The sequence below is a fragment of the Sporosarcina sp. SAFN-015 genome, from assembly GCF_059415085.1.
Genome location: NZ_JBPFDR010000001.1, coordinates 510,462 through 535,735 on the forward strand (window position 1 = coordinate 510,462; position 25,274 = coordinate 535,735).

The following is a 25,274-nucleotide window of genomic DNA, read 5'->3' on the forward strand; positions in this document are numbered from 1 at the left end:
TGTATAAGTTTCACGTGGAAATAAAGTTGTTTTTTATACATGGGGGTGGTTTCTTGATTACGAAGAAGCTAGCAGAAGAAATAGTGGAACAAACGATGTTCAGGTTGGACAGGAATTTAAATGTGATGGATACGAATGGAATGATTTTGGCTTCCGGCGAAAAAGAGCGCATCGACCGCATCCATGAAGGGGCCGCACATGTCGCTAAAACGAGACGACCGCTTTGGATAGATGATGAGAATATATTGGATTGGCATGGAGCAAAGCCTGGCGTAAACATGCCCATCTATTATAAGGACCGATTGATCGGCGTCATCGGTATTACCGGCAATCCGAAAGAATTAAACGACATTGCGACGCTCGTTCAATTGACGACCGAAATGATGGTCCACCAAGCACTCATTACATCGGAGTCGGAATGGAAGCGGAAGATCAAGGAACTCGTTTTTGAAGAGCTGATCGACAGCGGCCCCCTTTCACCGATTGTCATCGACCGGCTTGCCTTATTGGAATTCAATATGACCGAACCTTATTTGACGCTCTTAGTGCAAACAAATAATTTGCCTGAATCTCCTCAACGATTAATTGAAACGATGGAAGAGCAGTTCGAGAGAAATACGGCCCTGATCGGACATTCACAATTGAATGAGTTGTTCATCGTTCTGTCCGACGTGAAAATGTCCTTGCTTGAATTGAAGCTGCAGAAAATCCTTGCTTTATTCCAAAAGAATTCCTCCGTCGAAATCGGCGTCGGGTTGCCTGTAAAAAACTTGGAAGGCATCTCCCATTCGTATGAAACAGCAAAATACGCAATCCAGTACGGGCATTCGAATGAGCTAATCCATTACTACTATGATGACATCGAACTGATCACCCTTTTGAAAAGCTGCCCGTCCCAATTGAAGGAAAGCTTTGCCGACCGAATTTTAGCCGGAGTGAACAAGCAGCTCATAGAAACGTTGGAAACATTTTTCGAGCATGATCAAGCAATCGGTGAAACGGCTTACGCTCTTGGCATCCACCGTCATACACTGGCCTATCGGTTGCGGAAAGTGAAGGAGCTGACATCATTGGACCCTACCCGATTCCGCGATGCAGTCCTATTCCAAGTTGCTTTGCTAGTGCGGAGTGATTAAAAAGGGAATTTTACAGTTCTCATGTATAGGATTCCCATTTACATGTAAAAACCCTCATCGACGTTTTCAGGTCGATGAGGGTTTTTTCAGTTCATTAGCTCCATAATTACAAGAAAAACTCCTGTGAGGAAGAGCGCAATATGGCCGACACATATTTTCGGATAACATGTTTCAGAAGTTTTGATTGAGCATGATTTGATAGCAAGAAAGGGCTTTTTCAAATCACTTACCCTTTCAAAGCTGCTTGGACAGCTTCTGTGTCAAAGCCTAGGATCCATTTACCGTTTAGTTCAGTTTGTGGAACTCCCATTTGGCCTGTCGTTTCTACAAGCTTGCGGCCAGCTTCCTCGTCCGCTTGCACGTTCACTTCACGATATGGGATATTTTGTTCATCCAAATAATTTTTCATCATTGTGCAGTATGGGCAAGTACTCGTAGTGTACACTGTAGCTATAGGTGAATTCGACATTTTCATCTCTCCTTTATTTTTTGATTACACTTAGCATAATATACCCTAGCCGGTATGAAAGCAAACAAATGGATTTCACGGAGGTGCGGTAAAAATGAAAGTAATTCCAGTTGGGATTTGGGGCGGCTATCCGAAAGCGAACGGGGCCACATCCTCTTTTTTGATTGAACATGACAGGTTTCATTGCCTCGTCGACTGCGGCAGCGGCGTTCTTGCTTCCTTGCAAAATTATGTACCGTTGGAAAAGTTAAATGCAGTTGTTATAAGCCATTATCACGCGGATCATATCGCGGACATCGGCAGCCTGCAATATAGTAGGCTCATTAACTACTATCTCGGAAAACCGTCTACTGTATTGCCGATTTACGCACATGATCGAGACGAAGAGCATTTTGCACAGCTATCGCATAAGGAACAGACAATCGGCGTTGCTATACAAGAAACGGATATTGTACATATCGGGCCTTTTGAAGTTTCATTCTGCGAGACAATCCACCCCGTCTATTGTTTAGCAATGAAGTTCAAGGTAGACGGCCGTTCCGTCACATTGACAGCTGATACGGAATGGAGTGACAAACTCGTCAAATTTGCGAGCGGAACAGACCTTTTAATTAGCGAGGCGAACTTGTACGAGGAGCATCTCGGGAAAGCACCGGGGCATATGGCGGGAAGCGAGGCGGGACGACTTGCCAAAATGACGGGTGCGAAACGATTGGTGCTGACACATCTACCTTTGCACGGAAATCCTGAAGATATTTTAGATGCGGCAAAAGGAGTATATGAAGGACATGCTGAATTGGCAGTCGTCGGGAAGGAATACGAAGTTTAATAGGAACGTTTTGCATAAATTCAAAGGAATTTTAACCATAAAGCAAAGGATTTTTTCCAATTGACTTATAGAATGACAAAAAGTCACGTATACTAGTAAAAATGAGAGGTTTCCTACTTGTAATCTTTTTATGACAAGTGGATACTATTAGTAAAGGTTCAAATTTTGCATATTAATTGGATATGAGAGGTACTTGCTTATATGGATTCGATATCGGCTTTATTCCGAAAAAAAGAAGTGAAGCGGATCATTATTTTCGCTTTGATCATTTTAATTCTCTACAGTGTACGGAGTATGATGAATTTAATCTTGCTCACCTTTATTTTCTCGTTTTTAATGAATCGTCTTGTCGATTTTACAGGTAAACGTCTGCGGTTAAATCATAAGTTGACCGTGATACTCCTCTATACTTTGATAGTCGGTATTTTGTCTATTAGCCTCGTCAAATATTTACCTATTATCACAATGGAAATTAGCCAGCTTATTAAACAAATTACGAGCTTCTCCATACAATCGCATGACAATCCATTGCTTGTTTTTCTCGAATCTATTATTTCCAGCGAACAAATTAAAGGTTATGTGGAAAACGGATTTTCGTTTTTACTAAAATCGTTTACGGATATTAGTAAAACGAGCGTTCAAGTACTTATCGCCATCATTTTGAGCTTGTTTTTCCTTCTTGAAAAACCACGTTTAATAGAATTCACGAATAAATTTAAGAACAGTAAGATTGCCCCATTCTATTTTGAAATTGAATTTTTCGGCAAGAAATTTTCCCGTACATTCGGTAAAGTAATCGAAGCGCAGTTCATTATCGCGTTTATTAATACTATTTTGACTGTCATCGTATTAATGGTGCTTGGCTTCCCGCAAATTATCGGATTGGCCATCATGATTTTCTTCCTAGGGCTCATTCCTGTTGCGGGCGTCATTATTTCACTAATACCGCTTTCACTTATCGGATTTACAATCGGCGGATATTTAACTGTCGTCTACTTGCTCATTGCAATCATGGTCATTCATGCTATCGAGGCATATATTTTAAATCCGAAGCTTATGTCTTCCAAAACGGATTTACCGGTGTTTTATACGTTCATCGTTCTTATTTTTTCACAGAACTTCTTTGGCGTTTGGGGACTAATTATCGGGATACCGGTATTTGTTTTCCTGCTGGACATCCTCGATGTGACAAACAAAGAACCGGAACAGATTTCCGAATTTAATAAAGAAATCTAACGGGAATAGTAGAAATGCAACAAAAGAGCCGGTAGTATGGCAGCTACCGGCTCTGTTTTTATGTTTTTTGACGAATTGCTTCAGTTACTTAATCATCATCCCGTTCAAATGAAAGGATTGCGCCTGTGTAGGCATGGATTTCCAGGTCGTATTCAATGTCGCCGTCTTCCATCTCGATTTCATAGACATTGTCATCCAACTCGAAATCAGTTACGACACCACTTGCATGTTGCTTGGCGATGGAGATTGCTTGCTCCTTCGTCAGCAATGTCTTTTTGTCAGCTTGTTTCACAGCTTGCTTTTCTTTTGTTGGTTCAACAACTTGTAGTGTAGAAGCCGCTACCTTTTCAGTTTGCGCTTTTACTTTGTTTTGTGGCTGTGCTAGTTTCGCGCTCCGGTACCGTTCTTTTTCGAATTTCAAGAACTCTCCTGTTTCTGCATCTATTTCAATTTCGTATTTGAAATGATCGTCTTTCATTTCAATGTCATATTCTTTACGACCGTCATCTGTATCAAGCTCAATCTCCTTGACTGTCCCAACTACTTTCTTTTTCACAAGAGCGATTGCTTCCTCTTTCGTCATCACCTTGCCGGACCCTGCTTGCTTGCTGTTCTTTTCTACTTCTTTTTCAAACTTGGTGATTTCTCCCGTGAATGCGTCCACTTCTAAATCGTATTCGTATTTTTCATCTTTCAAGTCCACATCAAAATGGTACCAGCCATCGTCTTTATCCAACTCGATTTCTGTCACGACGCCGCCTTTCACTCTGTCAGTGGCGATCTGTTTCGCATCCTGCAATGAAATCATCTTATCTGCCTGCTTTGAAACGCTTGGCACCGAGTCATCTGCCAACGCAACGCCACCGATTGCTACAACTCCAGCCATCGCTGGAATCAGCATCCACTTTTTCATGTTTGTTCTCCTCCTATTTCCTTCTATCTTCATAGTACCCCGCGAAGATGAGAGGACATTGAGAGGATTATTAGAATTCGATGAGAATCACTCATCCCAAGTGACCGTTATTACTTTGCCGGAAATCGCATGGATTTGATACGTTACTTCATCCATGTCATCTTCCGTGTCAATCTCGATTTGTACTAAGTAATAGCCGCCATCAGTTGAATTTACAAAGTCCACGTCATCGACTTCGCCGATCATACCAGCCGGTAATTGGGACAATCCTATCTTTTCCGCATCATGCTCAGAGATGAAAACCGTTTTCTGCGGCTTTTCCTGATTTGCCGGCTTAGATTGCTTAGGTGCCTCATTTGTATTTTGCTTCGGCACTTCCGTCTTACCTTCTGCCTTATCCGTCACTTTGCTGTCTGCAGCTTTATTATCCGCTTCATTCGTTATCTCGCTATCCGCATTGCCTTTTTCATCAGGCGATACCTCAACAGTTTGGGCTTTTCCCCCTTCATCTGTCTCCATCACGATATCGGTATTCGTTGACTCTTTCGTTTGAATAAGTGAAAGGACTTTGCCCGTTCCGGCATCGACTTCCACATCATATTCAGCCCCTGCTTTTGATACTTTCGCTTTATATATAGATCCATCCAACATAAGCTCTTGCACTTTCCCACCGTAAATCATCGATAATTGGGATCGTATTTCCTGTTCCGGCAAGGTCTCAGCCTTCGTCAGCTTACCCGCCGTATACAACTGCCCCGCAACGACTATGAGGATTGTCAAAACGATCGGGATGAACCAAGGCTTTTTCCATATGTTCATGCAGAAAACCCTCCTTTCTTTCATCTTACCGTCCTAACATTAAAATTCACTGAGAGCCTCACCTTTTCGGAATCAAAACCCGAATAACCGTCCCCATGTCTACGACGCTTTCAATTGTTAGTGCAGCACCAAGTCCGTCAGCAATTTCCTTCGCAATGGAAAGTCCCAACCCTGTTCCGCCCGTCTTACGGCTACGATCCGATTCCACTCGATAAAAACGATCAAAAATATGCGGCAAATCCGCTTGGGGAATTCCTTTTCCAAAATCCTTAACGGTAACTTCCACTTCAGACTCCTTGTCAACGATAGAAGTGAAAATTTCTCGATCGCTATATTTCCGCGCATTGTCAAGGAGTATGAACAGCAGCTGCTTCACGAACTTCCCATCCGTTTCGACGATTGCGGGTCCTGCCGCCTCAATCACAATGTCTCTTCCATATGCCTGTCTTAACGGCTTAACTGCAGCCTCCAACAATTGCGTCAAGTCAACCTCAGCAAATTCAAACAACTCGGAACCACTACTTTTCGCCAACTCGAGCATCTGTGCAATCATCTCTTTCATCCTGCCTGTTTCAGAAATAATTGCATTTAGCGCTTCATCGACGACTTCCCGATTCTCGAAACCCCTCCTTGCCAATAAACGGGAGTAACTTTCAATTACGGTCAACGGCGTTTTTAATTCATGGGAAGCGTTCGAGACGAATTGCTCCTGCTTCATATAGTTTTGTTCCAATTGCTCCATCATCTCGTTGAACGTTCTTTCCATTTTCGCCAGCTCGTCATTCCCATTTACTACGCCGGTCAATTTTTCATACGTACCCGATTGCCTGCTTCTATCCATCGCCCTTATTAGATTCTCGATAGGCTGTGTTACAATCCTGCCGAGTGTCATGCTAGAAAGGGTGATCGGGATCATTGCAAATGTTGTAACACCAATCAAAACATATTTCAGAACCTGCATATTTTTCTCAACGTCTGTCAGCAACTGTGTCATTCTCATTGTGACAACTTCACCTGTCGGCCATATGATCGGCATCGAAATGGATAGCGCTTCCGTACCTTCGAATCGGTCAATCGTATATGAATTGCTTGGACTCACATCGCCGCCGACTTTTCCGAGTCCAGCTAAAGACTGAACATTAATGAGCGGCTTATTATTGCTGTCTACGATAGAAATGGCACCATTAGCAGGAATGAATGCACGTAATAGAATGTCAGCATCCATCTCAGTTTCCAATTTGCTCAATGCCGAGGTCAGTTCCTTAGCCCTGCCAATCAACTGCTCATATTCCGTGTTATGGGACATCCTTTCGAAAAGAAAATAGATTAGAATGTTCGCGAGCACGAGAAGGATAAACATTAAAAGAGTCGAAAAGACATATATCTTCTTTTTAAGTTTCATGGACCGGTTCCTTTAATGCATACCCGACACCCCGGACCGTTTGAATGAGAGAAGGCTCATTCTGTTGATCGATTTTCTTTCGGACATACCGGATATAGACGTCAACTACGTTCGTGTCGCCGTAATAGTCAAAGCCCCAAACCGCATCTAGCAACTGTTCCCGCGAAAGTACCTGTTTCGGATGTCTTATCAAATGAAGTAATAAATCATATTCCCTCGGCGTCAAATCGATCAATTCGCCATTCCGCTTCACTTCACGGGACTGCTCATGGATTGACAATCCTGCAAACTCATGAAGAAATTCATCTTTCACAATCGTTCTCTTTTGGGATATCCGTAGAGCTGAACGTATACGAGCGAGCAATTCATCGATTTCAAATGGCTTCGTGACATAATCATTCGCTCCTAAGTCGAGCCCCGTCACTTTATCTTCCACATCGCTTTTCGCTGTCAATAAAATAACAGGCGTACCGTCTTCCGCCGCTCGAATTCGCCGCAGCACGTCCAACCCGTTCATGCCGGGCAGCATGAGATCCAGTAGCACAAGATCCCACTCCTGCTCTCTGAATTTAATAAGGCCATCTGTGCCCGTATGAGCGACGCCGACCGAATAACCTTCAAACTCAAGCTCCAATTGAAGAACGCGCGCGATTGCTTCTTCATCTTCAACAATCAAAATATGCTCACTCAAGTTCATCACCACCACTTTTTCCTTTAGTGTAGCAGAAAATTGTTCTGATAATAAAAAAACGACCCATTAAAGAGTCGTACAGCCTGTTGACAAACGCTCGCATCCGTTGTTGCTCGTCTCGCTCGTCCGCTCATGAACTTTAGTTCTATTCGCGTATTCGCTCCACTTCGCGCCTAGGCTGGCAAGCGTTTTCAATCAGGCTGTGGAAATTCCTAGCTATTGCTACTTGCCTTACTAAGCATTATAAAAATACGATTGCCGCTAAGATGATTGCTAGAAAAATTCTGTATAACGCGAACGGCACTAGCTTAATTTTCGAAATAAGCTTCAAGAAGAAGCGGATTGAAATGAGCGAGAATACAAATGCGCTCAGAAAACCGACGATGTAAAATGAAAGATGATCCATCGACATATACTCCCAGTTTTTCAAGACCGATACGAGACTTGCACCCGCCATAATGGGAACCGCCATGATGAACGTGAAGTCCGCTGCGGTTTTATGGTTCATTCCAAACAGGACGCCTCCGGAAATTGTCGCACCTGACCGTGAAAATCCTGGCCATAACGATAAACATTGGACAAGCCCTACAGTGAATGCCTGCCGATATGTAATCTGGTCCAATGTTTGCACTTTCGGTCGTTTCGGTCCGAACTTGTCTGCCGCAAGCATCAGAAGTGCCCCAGCGACAAGTGCGAAAATGACCGTCTCGACGCCGAATAAATAATCATCAATCAAGTCCTTGAACGCAAATCCAAAAATGACTGCAGGAAGCATACCTACAATAACATGCAGCAAGTTAAATCGATTGCCCATCTTTTTGTCGTCCACCTGATAGAGTCCGACGAGGCTTAGCAACCTCTTCCAAAATACAACGACTACAGCTAAAATTGATCCTAGTTGAATAACGATCTTAAATGTGATTGCCGGATATTTGCCGAGAAACTCCTCCGACTTCAACCACATATCATCGACGATAATTAAATGTCCTGTCGAGGAAACCGGCGCAAACTCCGTCATCCCCTCAACAAATCCAAGGATCAACGCCTTTACTAATTCAAATAAATCCATCCACTATGCCCTCTTTCTACGGAATCGGATATACCCGATACAAACCGCGATTCCGCCAATTACTAATAGTGCGTAAACAATATTAGAATAGACGTCCATATAATGAACGATCGATTCCCAATTTTCACCGACCGCAAAACCTATTGTAACAAGAATCGTATTCCAAATTAAGCTTCCGATCGTTGTCAATGTGATAAACAGCAGGAAATTCATATGTGCCATCCCAGCAGGAACGGAAATCAGACTACGCAAGAGCGGAACGAGACGGCAAAAGAACACTGTCCAAGGACCATACTTTTCAAACCATTTTTCGGCTCTGCGTAAATCTTTTCTCGATAGCCGCAGCCAACGACCCCATCGGTCAACAAACTTCTCAAGTCTAGCTACATCAACGAGCAAGCCGACACTATATAGAATCATCGCACCGACGACTGCACCAATTGTGGCAGCGATGATGACACCCATCCTCGTCATCGTTGTAAAACCTGTTGCATATCCACTAAAGGTTAAAATGATTTCCGATGGAATTGGAGGAAATAAGTTTTCTATTAAAAGCAGAGATAAAACTGCGAAATATCCGTGCTCTCCAATGAATTCCGTTATCCAGTTTTCCATTGCACTCTCCTTGCCTGCTGAAAAAATTCAATTACATGTCCATTCTATCAGACGTCTTTATGAGACGTCGATATCGACTTGGAAGTTTCAATCTTTCCTGTTGGATTGTACGTGTGAAAATAGAAGAATATGAATGGAATGGTGGTGGATAAGTATGGCGAAGTGGACTTATGCACTGAAAACTGTGGGTAAAACTGTTTATATGTTTATAATTTCTGAAAAATGAAGTGTTTTGATTGAATATTATCCACATGTGAATAAAAAAACACCTGAACGCCGGTTTTATCCCCAACTACAGGTGTTTTCCACATTTTCTTGATATATGCATGACTTGAAATATTATTCGTTAAAAACCAATTGTCCTCCTTGCAGCTCGATCGTGACGGATTGTGAACTTCACTTTTTCCTCGACCCCGACCGGCACCTCGACAGGCAGCAAAATCTTATCTCGCTTCTTCTGCCATTCATGCGTCGATTCAGCCACCGTCCATAAGTGACCTGGAACTTGTTGACGGATGACCGCTTCGACCGGTGTACCTTTCGTATTGCAAATGCTATATTCGTATTCGGTGTACTCGTATCCACCTTCCTTATACTTGCCCGACTTCTTGGCAGTCACTTCGATGTCACACGCTTCTCCTGATTTCAAACGGACTTTTTCACCAACTTCTGTATGCTTAATCGCATATTCACCGATGAACTCCGCACTGCCATCATCCGGATTTGTCCGGTACATCTTAAAAACGCCTGCCGGCAATGGAAAACCGAGTCCATTCTCTGCCGTATTATCAAATTCAATGAAGATGTCTGGATTCGATGTCTGTTCGTTAATTTCATAAATGACACGTGCTTTTGAATTGGCGGATGACAGTAGGCGGAGCTGCTTTTGTTGCCGATCTTCCAAATCGATTTCCCGCGGAAACGTGTACGTATGGAAATCAGAAAAAGCTTCCGTTTTGTGTTGTTCGCGTCTCGACAGTTCAGCACTTTTCTCTTCGTTTTCATTGCCAGCCTTGCTTAGTTTACCAGAAATGAGACGAAGCGTCGCATCATTAAAAGAGACACCCGAATAATTTTTCATCGTCAGCCAACCCGACAAGTCGAAACGATCTCCATGCATGGAAATGACATAATCCGCTTCCCACGAAACACCGCCCGTCAAATACGATACACAAACTTCGTCGCTTCGCTGCTCGGCAACTTTCCAAACGAGCGTCGGCTCCACATGATTCCCGCCTTCCAGTTCCGGGAATCGCAGCTCGCCTTTCGGATTGATAATAAGCTCTTTCGTCTCCACATCCTGCAAGACGATCGGACCATTTCCGCGCAGCAATGTATACTTCCGATCCTGTTTGGCATACGGATCTCTAATTGTCAGCTCATGGCCTAAGTACCTTTCAAAGATCCTTAATTCATCCATTAAATCATATTCATAAACAAGCTCCGATACATCCAAACCCTCGACAATGATGGAGTCGGGCTTCAACTTCCTCGACACTCCAACAAAATGGACGGAATCATTTTCGTCACATTGTGGAATGGAACGTGTATCTTTCACTAGCGCAAAGCCATCATTGTAAACGGTAAGGGAACAGGCAGTCGTCTGGGATTTCGGAATTCGGTTCAGCATAGTAAAACCTCCTATTTGTTTGAACATTCGTTTCCACTTTCCATTGCATATGCTCCCTATACGCTATTCCCTTTTCTCGTGGAATTAATGCGGCGGAGTGGAATAAAGTTTAACACCGCCTTGAGGAAATTCATCACCGACTCTCGGCACTTTATCACCACGCCATCAAAAAACCATCCGCTCAGAAAAAGCGGATGGCCTCATTTCACACTTCCAACACATGGCCTTTCAATTGATCGCGCAAGGACGCTTTCAAGAACTTGCCGACGGATGTTTTCGGAATTTCATCCAAAAATACGACATCATCTGGAACCCACAGCTTCGCGAATTGTCCTTCCAAATAGGAAAGCAACTCAGCTTTCATCGAGTCGTCCCCCGATTTGCCCTCTTTTAAGACGACACAGGCAAGCGGCCGTTCCACCCATTTTTCGTGTGGAACCGCGATTACAGCCGCCTCGAACACGGCTTCGTGCGTCATTAGAGCATTTTCCAAATCTACGGACGAAATCCATTCTCCTCCGCTCTTAATCAAATCCTTCGTCCGATCCATCAACTTCAAATAACCGATATCTGTCATGACGGCGATATCACCCGTGTAGAGCCATCCGTCCTTAAACGCCTCCGCCGTCCGGTCGTCCTTGTAATATTCGCTCGCAATCCAAGGACCGCGTACCGCAAGTTCGCCCATCGTCTTGCCGTCCCACGGCACTTCGCCGTCTTCATTAACAACCTTCACTTCAAGCCCAGGCATGATCAATCCTTGCAACGCCCGGATATCAATCCGTTCATCCATCGGCAAGTCCTCCATGCCGGATGTGTAGACCGACAAACTGACGAGTGGCGACGTTTCAGTCATCCCGTATCCGACGTAGAACGGTACACCGAGCTTCTCTTCAAATGCACGAATCAAGCCTTTCGGCGATGCTGAACCGCCGCTGACAATTCCACGTAGCGTTGAAAGATTACGCGGATTTTGCTCTTGCTCTTTCAAAACTGCAAGCCAAATCGTCGGCACCCCTGCCGTTAACGTCACTTTCTCCTGCTCAATCAAATCTAGCAATAGCTGCGGATTAAAGCCTGGCCCAGGAAGCACTTGCGTCGAACCGTAGAAAACTGCGGCAAACGGCATCCCCCATGCATTGACGTGGAACATCGGCACGACTGGCATGATGACATCGCTTTCACGCAGTCCCATCGCATCCGCCAATCCGAGTGCAAAACTATGAAGGACGATACCCCGATGTGTGTACACGACCCCTTTCGGATTGCCCGTCGTTGCTGACGTATAGCACATTCCGGCAGGTGTGTTTTCATCCAAGTCTTCCGGATAGTCATACTGATCCGATGCCTCCGCTAGCAGCGCTTCATAGGAATGAACATTTTCAAGCGTCGTTTCCGGCACATCCGTGCTATCGCCCATGATGACGATATGCTTCACCGTCTTTAGAAGCGGTGCGAGCTTTTCGAAGTGAGGAAAAAGATTATCATCCACAAGCATGATCTCATCTTCTGCATGGTTGATGACATACGCCAAATGCTCCGGCGCCAGGCGAATATTCACCATATGAAGGATCGCGCCTGTACTCGGTACACCGAAGTACGCTTCCAAATGGCGATGATGGTTCCAACCGAAGGTTCCAACTTTCGTTCCGTGCTTCATCCCGAGTTTCGTCAAGGCGTTCGACAGCTTCCTCGTCCGCTTCGCAAATTCACTGTATGGAATACGATGAATCGTATCCGGTCCCGTACGAGAGATGATCAATTTGTTCGGAAAAAATTGCTCAGCTCTTTTAATGAACGATGACAGTAATAATGGTGTTTGCATCATTTGAATCGCTCCCCTTTTGCGCTTTTATAGTGTGAAACATGTACAACCATTCCCTGCAGTCGCTGTGTCCACCCAATCATATGCGGACAGGCTTTCTGCTATTCCCTCCTAAAGCCCCATATTCTTCGCGATAATCATCTTCATAATTTCATTCGTCCCGGCGTAAATCGAAGCGACCGGAATATCGCGATACCTTCGTGCGATTTTATATTCCTCCATATAGCCGTATCCCCCATGCAGCTGCATGCATTCCCCGGAAATCTCGCGCGCTGTTTCGGTAATCCAATATTTCGCCATAGACACTTTCGTCACAACGTCCTTACCGGCCAGGTGATCTTCGATGAGCGATTCAAGAAACGCTTTTCCGAGCTCCACTTTCGTCGCGATTTCCGCAAGTTTGAACTGCGTATTTTGGAATGAACCAATCGGCTTGCCAAACGCCTCCCGAGATTTCACATAGTCGAGCGTCATTTCTAGCATATCTTCCGAAGCGGTCTGTGCAGACAACGCAACAAGCAGCCTTTCCTGCTGGAGCTTCTCCATCAAGCAGCCGAAGCCCTTCCCTTCTCCGCCAATCAAATTGCCGACGGGCACTCGGCAATCCTCAAAGTAAAGCTCCGCGGTATCTTGCGAGTGCATGCCGACCTTATCAAGCTTCCGCCCTTTCGTAAACCCGGGCAACCCTTCCTCAATCATGAGCAGGCTGATGCCTCGGTGCTTCGGCTCAGCTTGTGGATCCGTCTTAACGACAACGAGGAACAAATTCCCGTTCACACCGTTTGTAATGAACGTCTTTTGCCCATTTACGACATAATGATCGCCGTCTTTGATGGCAGTCGTCCGAATGTTAGCGAGATCCGAACCGGTTCCAGGCTCCGTCATTGCTACGCCTGTAATAAAATCAGCGGTGATGCACCCCGGAAGCCAACGCTTCTTCTGTTCTTCCATCCCGTACGATTCGATGTACGGAACGACGATGTCATTATGCAGGCCTACCCCCGTCAAGCCCGCGCCGACCCGCTCCATCTCTTCCCCGATGATAACCCCAAAGCTGAAATCAAGGCCAAGACCGCCATACTGCTCCTCCACTTGCGGACATAGAAACCCCATTTCCCCGAGCTCCCGCCAAAAACTGACAGGAATGAGCCGGTTCTTTTCCCATTCCTCATAATGGGGAACCGCTTCCTTCGACAGGAATTTCCGAAGCGTCTCCCTGAATAGGACATGTTCATCTGTTTCAAATCGATAACGCGCCATCAAACTACCCCCTCACTTCGGCTGCATCCGGATTGCTCCGTCCAGCCTGATCGTCTCCCCGTTTAATAGTGGATTCGTGAATATGCTTTCAACGAGCCGCGCGTATTCTTCGGGACGACCAAGCCGTTTCGGGAATAACGTCAACTCCTCAAGCGCATTGCGTGCAGGCTCCGGTAGTCCCGCGAAGAGTGGCGTTTCAACTAGTCCAGGTGCAATTGTCATGACACGGATGCCGTATCCAGCGAATTCTCGGGCAATCGGCAAAGTCATTCCGACGACTCCGCCTTTCGATGCGCTATAAGCCGCCTGTCCGATCTGCCCTTCGAATGCCGCCACGGATGCAGTGTTTACGATGACTCCCCGCTCACCGTCCGAGTTTGGTTCATTGCCCATCATGGCGGAAGCCGCCACCCGGATTACATTAAAGGTTCCTGTCAAATTGACACGAATCACTTGTTCAAAACGGTCAAGTACCATCGGACCGCCTTTGGACACAACTTTCCCTGGTGTCGCGATGCCAGCACAGTTGACGACGGCAGTCACCTTTCCGAATACGGACACAGCTTCCGCCACATTCGCTTCAACATTGTCCGGACTCGTCACATCCGTCTTTAGGAATAAAACATTGTCTCCCAACTCGTCGACTAACGCCTTTCCACGTTCTTCATTCATATCGAAAATGGCGACCTTCCCACCTGCCGATACAATCCGCCGAGTCGTCGCCTCCCCTAAACCGGAAGCTCCCCCTGTGACAATCGCTATGATTTCATGCATTTCCATTCGTTCATCCCCCTTTAGATCGATTCCATCCAGACTACGGTGACCAGCCCCTCGAGTCGCTTAGGCCCGCACGACGCGGGTCATGCAGTCGTTGTCGCAGGATGCGACGGTTTTAGACTGCCTTCCGCACAAGGGCAAGAGCGCCTTGTGATCAAGCCTTCCAGCGAACGCTGTTACGAAGAACGGCGTTTGCGAGTAATAGCAAAGCGTTACGAGCACATCTTCGCCCTAATTGTCGGGGCTAAACAGTCACCTTCGCTTTTGAAAGCTACAAACGTTCAATAATTGTTGCGTTCGCCATTCCCATCCCTTCGCAAATGGCGAGCAGTCCGTATCGCCCACCCGTACGCTGCAGTTCCTTCACCATCGACACGAGCAATTTCGTTCCTGTAGCGCCAAGCGGATGACCGAGCGCAATCGCTCCTCCGTTCGGATTCAACCTTTCAGGATCCGCGCCTGTTTCCTTCAACCATGCAAGCGGCACTGGGGCAAATGCTTCATTCACTTCATATATATCCATGTCCTCAATTGAAAGTCCCGCCTTCACTAATACCTTCTTTGTCGCCTCAATCGGACCAGTCAACATCAATGTCGGATCAGAACCGACAACCGTCCGCGCGACAATCCGCGCAAGCGGCTTCAACCCGAGCTCCTCCGCCTTCTTCTTGGACATAAGCAAGACAGCGGACGCACCGTCGCTCATTTGACTCGCATTGCCGGCGGTGATGACGCCATCTTCATCAAATACCGTTTTCAGGCCGGCTAATGCTTCGGGCGTTGAATCTGGACGCGGGCCTTCATCTCTTGCAACGGTTTCCACTTCACCATCGACGTGATTCACAGCAACCGGCACGATTTCGTCATCAAATTTGCCTTCTTCAATGGACCGGATCGCTTTCTGATGGCTTTCGTATGCGAAACGGTCGAGCTCTTCACGTGACAGTCCCCATTGTTTCGCAATGCGTTCCGCGGATAATCCTTGGTTGATGATTTCATGCTTCTCCGTCAGCTTCGGACTCGGTTTGGCGTCCCCCATATTCGAAAACATCGGCGTCCTCGTCATGCTTTCGACTCCTCCTGCAATGACGATGTCCATATCCCCTGAAGCAATCGCTTGTGAGGCGAAATGGACGGCTTGTTGGCTCGATCCGCATTGCCGATCGATTGTGACACCCGGCACGTGGACGGGAAAGCCTGCAATTAAAGCGGCAGTCCTCGCAATATTGCCCCCTTGTTCACCCGACTGCGTGACGCAGCCTAAAATGACATCTTCTATTTCGCTTTTGTCGATTCCCGCGCGTGCCACCAGTTCTTCAAGTACGACTGCCGCGAGCTCATCCGGACGATATTCCGAAAAGCCGCCTTTCCGCCTTGCGACAGCTGTCCGCACCCCTTCGACAATGACCACTTCTCTCATATCGACACCCCGTTCTCTGAATTGATTGATAGTTCATATAGTTATAGCTTACAGGAAAGCGCTATCAATATCCATAGCATTTTCAAGGTCCCTAGGACGGAATCAGTCTCAAGTCGTAGATGAATATCCGCATTGCGCCCGTTTGGACGAGACGATTCCCATTGTAAGATGTAGATACAACGAAAGGAGGAACAACAATATGAAAAAAATTGGTTTAGCGACACTCGGCATAGTGGCAGCAATCGTTGTTCTCGCAAACTTAGGATCGATTTTGGCACTAGCTATTTCCGGCGCGATTGCTTTTGCAGGCTTCCATTATTACAGGAAGAGTGACTCCACATTCCTGAAACTGTTCTGGGGAGTTGTTTTGCTCATCGGATTGGTGACAGCCGTTTCAAACGTCCCTGCATTCATCGGCATCATTGCTTTGCTCGGTGTCTACTATGTATGGCGTAAATGGAATGACCGTAAAGATGACAATGTAATTGAAGCTAAGTATTCCGATGATCCATTCGTCAACTTCGAACGTCAATGGGATGAAATTACAAAATAAGGAGGAAACTACAATGAGTTTATGGAACAGATTGAAATATACGGTGCAAGCGGATTTGCATTCCGTGCTTGATAAAAAGGAAGCGAAAAATCCGATTGCGATGTTGAACCAATATATTAAGGAAGCGGAAAAGCAGACTGAATCGGTCGGCAAGCTGTTGGAGCGCCAAGGGAAATTGAAAGTCGCTCTTGAAAAGGAATTCTCGGAAGCTGAGGCGATGCTAGAGAAACGACGTCGTCAAGCTGAGCTTGCCCGCTCGACTGGTGAAGAGGATTTGGTCGCATTCGCCGAAGATGAAATCCATGCATACGAAACTCGGGCAACGGATTTAGCAGCAAGCATTACGCAATCCTCTGAGGAAATGTTCGCGTTGGAACGGAAATTTGAGGAAATGAAACATAAAGTGAAAGATATGAAAGTCCGCCAGCTGCAATTGATGGGAAAAGAAAACGTCACACGCGCCCATCGCCGCATGGATCAATTCATCTCGCCTGAAAATGGCGACAAGCAAGTTTCAAGCGTCGAGGAAATGAATGCGTATATCGAAAATCTCGGCGGCAAGATCAACCGCGAGTATGAAGTATCATCAATGGAAAGAAGATTGGAATTGCTTGAAAAAAGTACCGCAAACAAAACGGAAATTGTGTAATATAGAAGTGCATGTATATCATTTGCGGGAATTTATGAAAACTTGCCGAGTTTTATGATCACTCACAGGGGTTTATGATCACTCATTGGGGATTATGATCACTCGCAGAGTTTTATGATCACTCACAGAGTTTTATGATCACTCACAGGGATTTATGATCACTCACAAGGATTTATGATCACTCGCAAGGATTTATGATCACTCGCAAGGATTTATGATCACTCGCAAGGATTTATGATCACCCACAGAGTTTTATGATCACTTGCTAAACAGGGAAGGCATCCGCCTTCCCTCTTACATCTGACATCAAGAAGGGGGCATTACAATGAAACAAATGGATACGAATAAGATGACTTTCTGGATTGTGGCGTTTCTTTCGCTTGTCTTCATAGAGGCTACTTTCCTATCGAATGGGAACATCATCTTCCTCCTTCTCGGTGCCGGATTTACGTATTTCGGTTTTAAAAGGCGCTCAAAATGGATGACTTTTTTAGGGGTTTTCTTCATTATCATGGCGCTGATGACATTATGGAGCTTACGCACGCTATTGCTTGCCGGGTTCGTCTATGTGTTATTCCACTTGTGGAAAGGAATGCCCGCGGAGCAGATGATGCGCCCGCTGAGGGAGTTTCAAAAGGAGACGCCAAACGGCATTTGGAAAAATAAATGGTTTTCCGTGCAGGCATCCCCCTTTTCCTCATATGAATGGGAGGATGTGCAAATTCAAGGTTTTTTCGGGGATATCCATGTCGATGTGACCGACACGGTTCTTCCGAAAGGGACGTCTTTCATCGCCATCCGACAAGGTTTTGGGCGCATTAAAATTGACCTTCCTTATGAAATCCCTGTACGCATCCATTACAATACACTGTTCGGCGAAGCGCGGATTCTCGATATTAGTCCAAAGCGGATGATCAATGAAACGCTTCATTATAAAGATGGCTATGATACCGACATCGGAGACCGAGCGGAGCTGATCATCTCCCTCTCTACGTGGATCGGAGATATTGAGGTGGTGCGGAAATGAAAAACTTTTTCGGCCGCAGCCTCTTCTTATCGTTCATTTTCATCGGAATTGCGGCATTATACTTCTATTCCCTTGTCGATGTTCCGTTGAATGAAAGTTGGCTATTCTTCTATGCAATCCAATATGCGAGCGTTCCGTTAGGCGCCTGGATCATTTTCACTTGCATTGCGCTCGGTTCGATCATTGCAGGCTGGATGAGCGGTATCGGCCGTTCTAAGGAGAAAGCGATCGAAGAGCAGCTGACAGGGTTGATTCAACACGATGAGGTTGTAAAAATCACTAAATCGTTTTCCCCTAAGATTGATAGAACACTTGAAGACGTGTCCAATATTTTGACGACACAGCGGAAAAGTTTACAGCGAATTACAGATGAACGCGCGGAGGCGCAAGATAAATTAATACAGGAGCAGATCATACAAGAACGGCAGCGTCTTGCCCGAGAGCTGCATGATTCCGTTTCCCAGCAGTTGTTCGCCGCTTCGATGCTCATGTCCGCCATAAACGAGCGGGAGCACGAAAAGGAAGTGCAAAAGCCGCTTTTACAAGTAGAGAAAATGGTGCAGCAGGCTCAGCTCGAAATGCGGGCATTACTGCTTCATTTGCGGCCAGCTGCTTTGAATGATAAATCACTGGCAGAAGGTCTTGAAGATTTATTGGTCGAATTGAAAGAGAAGGTTTCGTTCAACATCCGGTATCGTTTGGAAGAAGTATCTCTATCTAAAGGTGCGGAGGACCATCTATTCCGGATTGCGCAAGAAACGTTGTCAAATACACTCCGCCATGCGCAAGCAACTGAAGTCGATGTCTTGTTTGTCGAACGTGATGGTCTCGCCATTTTCCGTGTACAAGATAACGGGGTCGGCTTCGAGGAGTCGGACGGCAAAGGCGGTTCGTATGGATTGCAAAACGTGAAGGAACGGGCGATCGAGATCGGCGGCACGTGCAAGATCGTATCAGTCCCTTCGCAAGGTACGATTGTGGAAGTGAAATTGCCGACAAAAAAGGGGGATGAACTCGATGATTCGGATTCTATTGGTTGATGATCATGAAATGGTGCGGATCGGCGTGTCGGCATATTTGCAGACACAACCCGATATGGAGGTTGTCGATGAAGCGGTCAACGGGAAGGAAGCTGTCGAAAAGGCGCTCTCCTTGCGGCCAGATATCATTTTGATGGACATGGTCATGCCGGAAATGAACGGCGCGGAGGCGACTGCTGAAATCATCAAACAATGGCCGGAAGCGAAAATTGTCATTGTTACTAGCTTCCTTGATGATGACAAAGTATATCCGGCTCTTGAAGCCGGCGCAATCAGCTACATATTGAAAACATCGAATGCCAAGCGGATTGCAGAAGCCATACGTGAAACGCTGAAGGGCCAAACTGTGCTGGAACCGGAAGTGACGTCGAAAATGATGCAAAAGATGCGATCCGGCAACGGTCACCGTCTCCATGATGATCTGACGGAGCGGGAATTGGAGATCCTTCTTTTATTGGCGAAAGGAAAAACGAACCAGGAGATCGCAGATGATTTGTTCATCGCCTTGAAAACGGTGAAAACACATGTAAGCAATCTGTTGTCGAAGCTCGAAGTGCAAGATCGAACGCAGGCCGTCATTTATGCGTTTAAAAACGATCTTGTTGATTGAAGGAAGCGCCGCGTGCCCGGAAATGGCGTGCGGTTTTTTATTTACACTTTAATTTTTATCCGAAATGGAAAACTTCGATTGAAAGGAGAAAGCTGACTATAGGTACTAAGTAACAAGATTAGCATAACTTGCGGAGATTGCGCCATAACTTCCATACAAGCAAGAAAAACCTGCCCCACCACCGGATTTCCGATAGATGGGGCAGGTTTTACGTTTATTTATTTCCGCGGTTCGGATCGAATGGGTAGTCTTCGCCCGGATCCGTCGTATTGTAACCGTCTCTGTTTGCTTCGTTCGTTCTCGTTGGATCGTTTTCGTCGAACGCATCTGTCATATTCGAATCTGCCGGATCGGATAATGGCAGTTCATCAGATGGTGTGTTGCCTGTCCGCGGTTCATAATCCTTGCCGGTCGGATAGTCGCTGCCATTGCCGACTGATGGTATATGATCTTCCTTCGATGTTTTGTCTACAGCTTGTTGAGCTTTATTCACGGATTGCTTCGCTTCCCGCTTCATCTCGTTCTTCTCCTGCTCCCACTTCTCTTTGGAAACATCCGCATTTTGCAAACTGCTTTCCATCTTCGTCAAATAGCGGGAAGCATGCTCACGTCCACCTAAACCAAATGCAAGTCCAAACGCCAATGCAACTCCTCCTAGAATGAGGATAAATGCTGCATTGATGATTGCTGGAGCAATGCCGAGCTGGCTTAACGCCATGAAGAATGCGAACGCCAGAATCGCGTATTTTGCTACGTAGCGCAATACGTGTGGAGCACCTGATTGTGTCGTCATGATGCTGCCGACGAATTTTTCGGCAAGGTTTGCGAGCCAGAAGCCGATCGCCAAAATAACGACAGCTGCGACGACCATCGGCAAGTATGCAAAGATGCCTGTAGCAAGCGTCACCATGAAGTTCAAATTCAGAATTTGAAGCGCTTCAACGACGAATAGCAAAATGATCACGACTTGGACAATTGCGCCGATAATTTGCGAGAAAGTAGGCATGGACGCGTTCGAACGCACACCGATCTTTCCAAAAATCGAATTGACACCAAGGTTATCCAATAAGGAAACAACAATTTTCCTAACCCATTTCGCCAAGTAGATGCCTACTAGTACGAGTAATACGGCTACTGCGATTTTCGGCAGCATCGTCATAATGTCGTTCAACATAGCGATTGCTGGCTGCGAAATCCCTTCGAGATCTAAAACTTCCAAGGCAGAAATTGTCACCGGCAGCATGATCAGAACGAAAACGATCGTGCCGATAATGCCCGAAATACTTGTCCCATTCGAGCCTGATTTCAGCTTATGCGAAAATCGGTCGACGCCAACCGATTCAAGCAGCTTCGTCACAATCGTACGGACGATTTTCGCGACAACCCATCCAACTGCAAATATCAATGCCGCCCCGACTAGCTTCGGAATGAAATGCATGAAGCTCGCAAGCATTCCTTCAAATGGGCCGCTAATTCCACTTAGGCCGAGCGCATGAAGAATGGCCGGGACGAATAAGAGCAAGACGACATAAAACGCAATATTCGCAGCCGTCTCAACCCATTTCGACTTGTCGATTTCATCTGGGGATCCCCCCACTTTCGCCACGTACTTATTGAGCTTCATCTTGCCGCCGACTGCCAAAATCACTTTTTTGACAATCAGTGCAAGAACCCAAGCCAACAGCAGGATGAGCCCCGCTTTCAAGATGCTCAGGATCGCTCCGCCGATTCCTGAATACATCGTCATGAACGGTGTAGCGATCATCGATGCATTCATGATGTTAAAGAAGAGAAGGAATGCTAATAGAAGGATTCCGAAGAAGAAGACTTTGCTGATGATCTTTTCCACATTCCATTTTCCTTCTTTGACATCGAGCCTTTCGTTGACTCTAGATTTTTTCAAACGTTTGTGCACCGCATTTTCCACTGCTTTTGCAATGAAAAAGCCGATCAGCAAGACGAGCAACCCAAGAATCAATTCGGGCAGCCAGCTTAGCATATTGGCAAAATACATATCTCTAAACATTCCGTGTCCTCCATTCAATTAGATAGTCTATTTAGGACTATTCCTATAAACGTGGACGTCTAAACCTATAAGTCTATTACCCTTGGAAGAAAACGTAAGATTTACATACAAAAAAACAGAAGAAGGAACAAGATTCTGCTCCTTCTTCTGCTCTTATTAATCCTCTTCCAAATCTAAACGGTTTTTCTTGAACATTTTCGATAGGATTTCGTACACGATCGGCACGACGATCAGCGTCAATAATGTGGAGCTGACCAAACCGCCGATAACAGTGATGCCGAGACCTTTCGAAATCAATCCGCCCCCTGCCCCATTACCGATCGCCAATGGAACGAGAGCACCGATTGTAGCGATTGCTGTCATAAGGATCGGGCGTAAACGCGTAGCGCCCGCTTCGAGTACTGCTTCACGCATTTTCAATCCGCTACGTTCCATCCGGATAATACGGTCTACGAGTACGATGGCATTCGTTACAACGATACCGATTAACATCAACAGACCCATCATGACCGGAACGGAAATCGTTTCGCCTGCGATTAGCAAGCCGACGAATGAACCGATAACTGCAAATGGCAACGAGAAGAGAATCGCAAACGGTGCGACACCTTCACGGAACGTTACAACGAGGATGAAGTAAACAATCGCAATCGCTGCAAGCATCGCAATACCAAGCTGCGTAAATGCTTCTTCCATGTCAGCTGCGACACCGGCCGTATCTACTGCCACACCTTTCGGCAGATCCAATTCGGCAATTGCTTTGTCGACTTCGGAAGTAGCTTTCGAAATATCCGCGTCTACGAGTTTCCCTGAAACAGTGGCATAATATTGTCCTTTGCTTCGGGATAATGTATTAAATGTAGATCCTTCTTCGACCTTCACTAAGTCGGAAAGCTTCATTGTCGTGCCCATTGCCGTAGGAATTTCCTGTTCCAGCATTTCATCAATCGATTTCGGCTGTTCAGCTTCCTTCTGTTTCACGACAACTTCCAATTCATCGCGATCTTTTCCGACCGTCGTGACAACTTCCTGTGTTCTGGACGGGTTAAGCATCATGATGATCTGCCCAGTCGTCAATCCATACTGCAGCAATTCGTCTTGTGTTGCTTTCAATGTGTACTGAACGTATGCATCTTCAGCACTTGAAGAGACATCCTCAATGCCTTTATTCTCTCCCATGACTTCCTCAACTTGCTGAACTGCTTCCTTCAGGCTGCTTAAATCTTCACTATAAAACGTGTAGCTGATTTCATTTGTGGACATACCCATAGAACTGAAATCTTGGCTTTTCCATTCTCCGGACTGGCCGATGTTGAATACATAATCTTCAACCTCTGCACGAGCCCCTTGGAAATCCTCCATATCCGGATCAAAGATAAGATACATGAGCGCACCATTCGAGCCGCCGCCCATCATCGCAGTCATCGGGTCGGCACTGTCCATAATAGATAATTGAACGATGTCTATATCTTTACGTTTCAACATTTCCTTTTCAACGACTTCAACGTTTTCTAACGTTTCATCCTGAAGTTCGCCCGTGGCAGGTGTATACGTAATATACATGACTTTTTCTTCATCACTGCCTAAGAAACTAAAGCCGATTAATGGCATTAACCCTAAGCTGCCAGCCAATAGAACGACAGAAATGATCGACGTAATGATTTTATGATTCAGCGACCAACTTAAAACGCCTTTATACCAGTTCGCCATTTTGCCGGCTTCTTTATGGCGGCTTTCCGTTTTTTCGCCATATAATTTTTTCTTAAACAGGAAATGGGACAATGCCGGGACGATTGTAATTGCGACGAGCAATGAAGCACCGAGTGCAAACGACATCGTCAATGCGAACGGCATGAACAACTCTCCGACCATACCACCCACAAAGATAAGCGGCGCAAATACCGCAACTGTGACGAGCGTCGAAGACATGATCGGCTTAAACATTTCAATCGTCGCTTCGCGAATTAACGCGCGACCCGAAAGTTTTTCCGTTTTCAAATGAAGTCGCCGATAAATATTTTCCACGACGACAATGGAGTCATCGATAACACGGCCGATTGCGACTGTAATCGCGCCGAGCGTCATAATATTAAGCGTAATATCCATCCAATGGAGAATCATAAGCGCCATGAAGACGGAAACCGGGATTGAAATGATGGAAATGATCGTCGATTTGAAATCACGCAAGAAAAGTAAGATGATTAATACTGCTATCAAACCACCGAAAAGCGCTTTTTCAACCATCGTCGAAACGGATTTCTCAATCGGTTCTCCTTGGTCAAGTGATACGTCGATAACTAAGCCATCTATCGCTTTTTCTTCATCTTCCATTAACTTCTTCACGTCGTTTACGACATCGACCGTATTTGCGCGTTGTCCTTTGACAATTTGAATCGCGATCGCATTTTTACCGTTTGTACGTGAAACGGACTTCACTTTGCCGACTTTTTCAATTGATGCGATTTCGCCAAGCTTCACAAATGGCGATGGATTCGCTTCTGACGGTGTGACAGGGATAAGCATGCCCTTCAACTCATCAATCGTCATGAACTTCCCATCGACAGCGACAGCTTCCTCGCCTTCCTCAAATTCAAAAAGGCCGAGCGACACTTCCATATTGCTCGCTTGAATCATTTGCTTTACAGAGTCTTCCTGCAAACCAAATTGAGCCATTTTTTCTTCATTGTACGTTAGCTCTACTTCTTCAATATGCTGACCAGAAATCGTTGCAGACGCAACGCCATCAATTTTTTCGATTTTAGGAAGCAATATATCCTCAACTGTTGAAGTCAATTCAACGATATCTTCCGACGTACTGCTCACGCTTAACGCAACGACCGGCATCATATTCATGCTAATTGCAGTAATGACTGGTTCCTGCGCGCCTTCTGGCAAAGTCAACGAATCCATCGCAGACGCCAATGCACGCTTCGCCTCGTCCATATCTATGCCGTAATCATATTCCACTTGAATGCTAGACATATTGGAAAATGAATTGGAGTAGACAGATTTCACATGATCTAAGTTCTCTACTGCCCTCTCGATAGGGACCGAGACTTCTTCCATAACCTGTTCCGGAGTTGCACCTGGATAGACACCCATGACCATTAAGTATGGTATCGAAATATCCGGCAATGTCTCTGTTTTCATTTGTGTTGCCGAATAAACACCTGACACCGTTATAATAATGGTGAGTAACCATACTGCTAATTTATTCTTTAAAACAAAATTGACTAAGCCTTTCACCCTTACACCTTCCCCTTAATTGACAGTTTCGACTC

The 25,274-nt window shown here is 45.8% G+C and carries 22 protein-coding genes; 8 read left to right on the forward strand and 14 right to left on the reverse strand.

The window, feature by feature from the left end; genetic code table 11:
• The first annotated feature begins 53 nt into the window (after positions 1-53).
• Positions 54-1,136 (forward strand): CdaR family transcriptional regulator, encoded by a 1,083-nt coding sequence (locus tag ACR65H_RS02365; protein WP_440498453.1) that lies wholly within the window; start codon positions 54-56, stop codon positions 1,134-1,136.
• A 226-nt stretch (positions 1,137-1,362) separates the two neighbouring features.
• On the opposite strand, the gene ACR65H_RS02370 is transcribed toward ACR65H_RS02365, so the two are convergent.
• The gene (locus tag ACR65H_RS02370; RefSeq protein ID WP_440498454.1) at positions 1,363-1,605 is read right to left on the reverse strand and encodes a glutaredoxin family protein; all 243 of its coding nucleotides are present in this window, start codon (positions 1,603-1,605) and stop codon (positions 1,363-1,365) included.
• A gap of 94 nt (positions 1,606-1,699) precedes the next feature.
• Between ACR65H_RS02370 and ACR65H_RS02375 the strand changes: the two genes are divergently transcribed.
• Together ACR65H_RS02375 and ACR65H_RS02380 are read left to right on the forward strand one after the other, a co-directional pair.
• Entirely contained in the window at positions 1,700-2,434 is a 735-nt protein-coding gene (locus tag ACR65H_RS02375; RefSeq protein WP_440498455.1) for an MBL fold metallo-hydrolase, read from the forward strand.
• 201 nt (positions 2,435-2,635) lie between these two features.
• Positions 2,636-3,670 (forward strand): AI-2E family transporter, encoded by a 1,035-nt coding sequence (locus ACR65H_RS02380; RefSeq protein WP_440498456.1) that lies wholly within the window; start codon positions 2,636-2,638, stop codon positions 3,668-3,670.
• Positions 3,671-3,758: 88 nt separating this feature from the next.
• Here ACR65H_RS02380 and ACR65H_RS02385 read toward each other — a convergent pair whose 3' ends face one another.
• The 11 genes from ACR65H_RS02385 to ACR65H_RS02435 all read right to left on the reverse strand — a co-directional run bounded on the left by ACR65H_RS02385 (position 3,759) and on the right by ACR65H_RS02435 (position 16,091).
• Positions 3,759-4,583 (reverse strand): PepSY domain-containing protein, encoded by an 825-nt coding sequence (locus tag ACR65H_RS02385; RefSeq protein ID WP_440498457.1) that lies wholly within the window; start codon positions 4,581-4,583, stop codon positions 3,759-3,761.
• Between the two features lie 87 nt (positions 4,584-4,670).
• The gene (locus tag ACR65H_RS02390) at positions 4,671-5,402 is read right to left on the reverse strand and encodes a PepSY domain-containing protein (RefSeq protein WP_440498458.1); all 732 of its coding nucleotides are present in this window, start codon (positions 5,400-5,402) and stop codon (positions 4,671-4,673) included.
• A 58-nt stretch (positions 5,403-5,460) separates the two neighbouring features.
• Positions 5,461-6,804, reverse strand: a complete 1,344-nt coding sequence (locus tag ACR65H_RS02395) for a sensor histidine kinase (protein WP_440498459.1) — start codon at positions 6,802-6,804, stop codon at positions 5,461-5,463.
• Positions 6,794-7,495, reverse strand: a complete 702-nt coding sequence (locus ACR65H_RS02400; protein WP_440498460.1) for a response regulator transcription factor — start codon at positions 7,493-7,495, stop codon at positions 6,794-6,796. Before ACR65H_RS02400 ends, ACR65H_RS02395 begins: the two co-directional genes overlap by 11 nt.
• A 241-nt stretch (positions 7,496-7,736) precedes the next feature.
• Complete coding sequence (locus tag ACR65H_RS02405) at positions 7,737-8,564, reverse strand: undecaprenyl-diphosphate phosphatase (RefSeq protein WP_440498461.1); 828 nt, start codon at positions 8,562-8,564, stop codon at positions 7,737-7,739.
• A 3-nt stretch (positions 8,565-8,567) separates the two neighbouring features.
• Positions 8,568-9,179 carry a DedA family protein gene (locus ACR65H_RS02410; RefSeq protein WP_440498462.1) on the reverse strand — a complete coding sequence of 204 codons (612 nt, stop codon included), beginning with the start codon at positions 9,177-9,179 and terminating at the stop codon, positions 8,568-8,570.
• Positions 9,180-9,525: 346 nt separating this feature from the next.
• Complete coding sequence (locus ACR65H_RS02415; protein WP_440498463.1) at positions 9,526-10,809, reverse strand: DUF4139 domain-containing protein; 1,284 nt, start codon at positions 10,807-10,809, stop codon at positions 9,526-9,528.
• Positions 10,810-11,014: 205 nt separating this feature from the next.
• Positions 11,015-12,637, reverse strand: coding sequence for a long-chain fatty acid--CoA ligase (locus ACR65H_RS02420; RefSeq protein ID WP_440498464.1), 1,623 nt, complete (start codon positions 12,635-12,637; stop codon positions 11,015-11,017).
• 108 nt (positions 12,638-12,745) lie between these two features.
• A complete protein-coding gene (locus ACR65H_RS02425) occupies positions 12,746-13,894 on the reverse strand; it encodes an acyl-CoA dehydrogenase family protein (protein WP_440498465.1) in 1,149 nt (382 codons plus the stop codon).
• Between the two features lie 12 nt (positions 13,895-13,906).
• Positions 13,907-14,674, reverse strand: coding sequence for a 3-hydroxyacyl-CoA dehydrogenase (locus tag ACR65H_RS02430; protein WP_440498466.1), 768 nt, complete (start codon positions 14,672-14,674; stop codon positions 13,907-13,909).
• A gap of 268 nt (positions 14,675-14,942) precedes the next feature.
• On the reverse strand, positions 14,943-16,091 hold the full coding sequence (locus ACR65H_RS02435; protein WP_440498467.1) for a thiolase family protein: 1,149 nt from the start codon (positions 16,089-16,091) through the stop codon (positions 14,943-14,945).
• A gap of 199 nt (positions 16,092-16,290) precedes the next feature.
• Here ACR65H_RS02435 and ACR65H_RS02440 point away from each other — a divergent pair, with 199 nt between their 5' ends.
• From ACR65H_RS02440 to ACR65H_RS02460, 5 genes are all read left to right on the forward strand, one after another.
• Positions 16,291-16,644: a lmo0954 family membrane protein gene (locus ACR65H_RS02440; RefSeq protein ID WP_440498468.1), complete on the forward strand. Its 354-nt coding sequence runs from the start codon at positions 16,291-16,293 to the stop codon at positions 16,642-16,644.
• A 13-nt stretch (positions 16,645-16,657) separates the two neighbouring features.
• Positions 16,658-17,293, forward strand: a complete 636-nt coding sequence (locus ACR65H_RS02445) for a PspA/IM30 family protein (RefSeq protein WP_440498469.1) — start codon at positions 16,658-16,660, stop codon at positions 17,291-17,293.
• A 325-nt stretch (positions 17,294-17,618) separates the two neighbouring features.
• Positions 17,619-18,320: a cell wall-active antibiotics response protein LiaF gene (gene liaF / locus ACR65H_RS02450; protein ID WP_440498470.1), complete on the forward strand. Its 702-nt coding sequence runs from the start codon at positions 17,619-17,621 to the stop codon at positions 18,318-18,320.
• Positions 18,317-19,360: a sensor histidine kinase gene (locus tag ACR65H_RS02455; protein ID WP_440498471.1), complete on the forward strand. Its 1,044-nt coding sequence runs from the start codon at positions 18,317-18,319 to the stop codon at positions 19,358-19,360. The genes liaF and ACR65H_RS02455 overlap by 4 nt, the downstream gene beginning before the upstream one ends.
• A complete protein-coding gene (locus ACR65H_RS02460) occupies positions 19,338-19,970 on the forward strand; it encodes a response regulator transcription factor (RefSeq protein ID WP_440498472.1) in 633 nt (210 codons plus the stop codon). Before ACR65H_RS02455 ends, ACR65H_RS02460 begins: the two co-directional genes overlap by 23 nt.
• A 214-nt stretch (positions 19,971-20,184) precedes the next feature.
• Here ACR65H_RS02460 and ACR65H_RS02465 read toward each other — a convergent pair whose 3' ends face one another.
• Together ACR65H_RS02465 and ACR65H_RS02470 are read right to left on the reverse strand one after the other, a co-directional pair.
• Complete coding sequence (locus ACR65H_RS02465) at positions 20,185-21,996, reverse strand: mechanosensitive ion channel (RefSeq protein WP_440498473.1); 1,812 nt, start codon at positions 21,994-21,996, stop codon at positions 20,185-20,187.
• Between the two features lie 156 nt (positions 21,997-22,152).
• Complete coding sequence (locus tag ACR65H_RS02470) at positions 22,153-25,239, reverse strand: efflux RND transporter permease subunit (RefSeq protein WP_440498474.1); 3,087 nt, start codon at positions 25,237-25,239, stop codon at positions 22,153-22,155.
• Positions 25,240-25,274 lie beyond the last annotated feature (35 nt).

Excerpts from the sequence above, each read along its gene's own strand:
- ACR65H_RS02445 (WP_440498469.1), top strand. The coding sequence starts at position 16,658 with ATGAGTTTATGGAACAGATTGAAATATACGGTGCAAGCGGATTTGCAT.
- ACR65H_RS02370 (WP_440498454.1), bottom strand. The coding sequence starts at position 1,605 with ATGTCGAATTCACCTATAGCTACAGTGTACACTACGAGTACTTGCCCA.
- ACR65H_RS02390 (WP_440498458.1), bottom strand. The coding sequence starts at position 5,402 with ATGAACATATGGAAAAAGCCTTGGTTCATCCCGATCGTTTTGACAATC.
- ACR65H_RS02380 (WP_440498456.1), top strand. The coding sequence starts at position 2,636 with ATGGATTCGATATCGGCTTTATTCCGAAAAAAAGAAGTGAAGCGGATC.
- ACR65H_RS02415 (WP_440498463.1), bottom strand. The coding sequence starts at position 10,809 with ATGCTGAACCGAATTCCGAAATCCCAGACGACTGCCTGTTCCCTTACC.
- liaF (WP_440498470.1), top strand. The coding sequence starts at position 17,619 with ATGAAACAAATGGATACGAATAAGATGACTTTCTGGATTGTGGCGTTT.
- ACR65H_RS02460 (WP_440498472.1), top strand. The coding sequence starts at position 19,338 with ATGATTCGGATTCTATTGGTTGATGATCATGAAATGGTGCGGATCGGC.
- ACR65H_RS02375 (WP_440498455.1), top strand. The coding sequence starts at position 1,700 with ATGAAAGTAATTCCAGTTGGGATTTGGGGCGGCTATCCGAAAGCGAAC.
- ACR65H_RS02455 (WP_440498471.1), top strand. The coding sequence starts at position 18,317 with ATGAAAAACTTTTTCGGCCGCAGCCTCTTCTTATCGTTCATTTTCATC.
- ACR65H_RS02425 (WP_440498465.1), bottom strand. The coding sequence starts at position 13,894 with ATGGCGCGTTATCGATTTGAAACAGATGAACATGTCCTATTCAGGGAG.
- ACR65H_RS02465 (WP_440498473.1), bottom strand. The coding sequence starts at position 21,996 with ATGTTTAGAGATATGTATTTTGCCAATATGCTAAGCTGGCTGCCCGAA.
- ACR65H_RS02385 (WP_440498457.1), bottom strand. The coding sequence starts at position 4,583 with ATGAAAAAGTGGATGCTGATTCCAGCGATGGCTGGAGTTGTAGCAATC.
- ACR65H_RS02395 (WP_440498459.1), bottom strand. The coding sequence starts at position 6,804 with ATGAAACTTAAAAAGAAGATATATGTCTTTTCGACTCTTTTAATGTTT.
- ACR65H_RS02410 (WP_440498462.1), bottom strand. The coding sequence starts at position 9,179 with ATGGAAAACTGGATAACGGAATTCATTGGAGAGCACGGATATTTCGCA.
- ACR65H_RS02405 (WP_440498461.1), bottom strand. The coding sequence starts at position 8,564 with ATGGATTTATTTGAATTAGTAAAGGCGTTGATCCTTGGATTTGTTGAG.
- ACR65H_RS02440 (WP_440498468.1), top strand. The coding sequence starts at position 16,291 with ATGAAAAAAATTGGTTTAGCGACACTCGGCATAGTGGCAGCAATCGTT.
- ACR65H_RS02420 (WP_440498464.1), bottom strand. The coding sequence starts at position 12,637 with ATGATGCAAACACCATTATTACTGTCATCGTTCATTAAAAGAGCTGAG.
- ACR65H_RS02435 (WP_440498467.1), bottom strand. The coding sequence starts at position 16,091 with ATGAGAGAAGTGGTCATTGTCGAAGGGGTGCGGACAGCTGTCGCAAGG.
- ACR65H_RS02430 (WP_440498466.1), bottom strand. The coding sequence starts at position 14,674 with ATGGAAATGCATGAAATCATAGCGATTGTCACAGGGGGAGCTTCCGGT.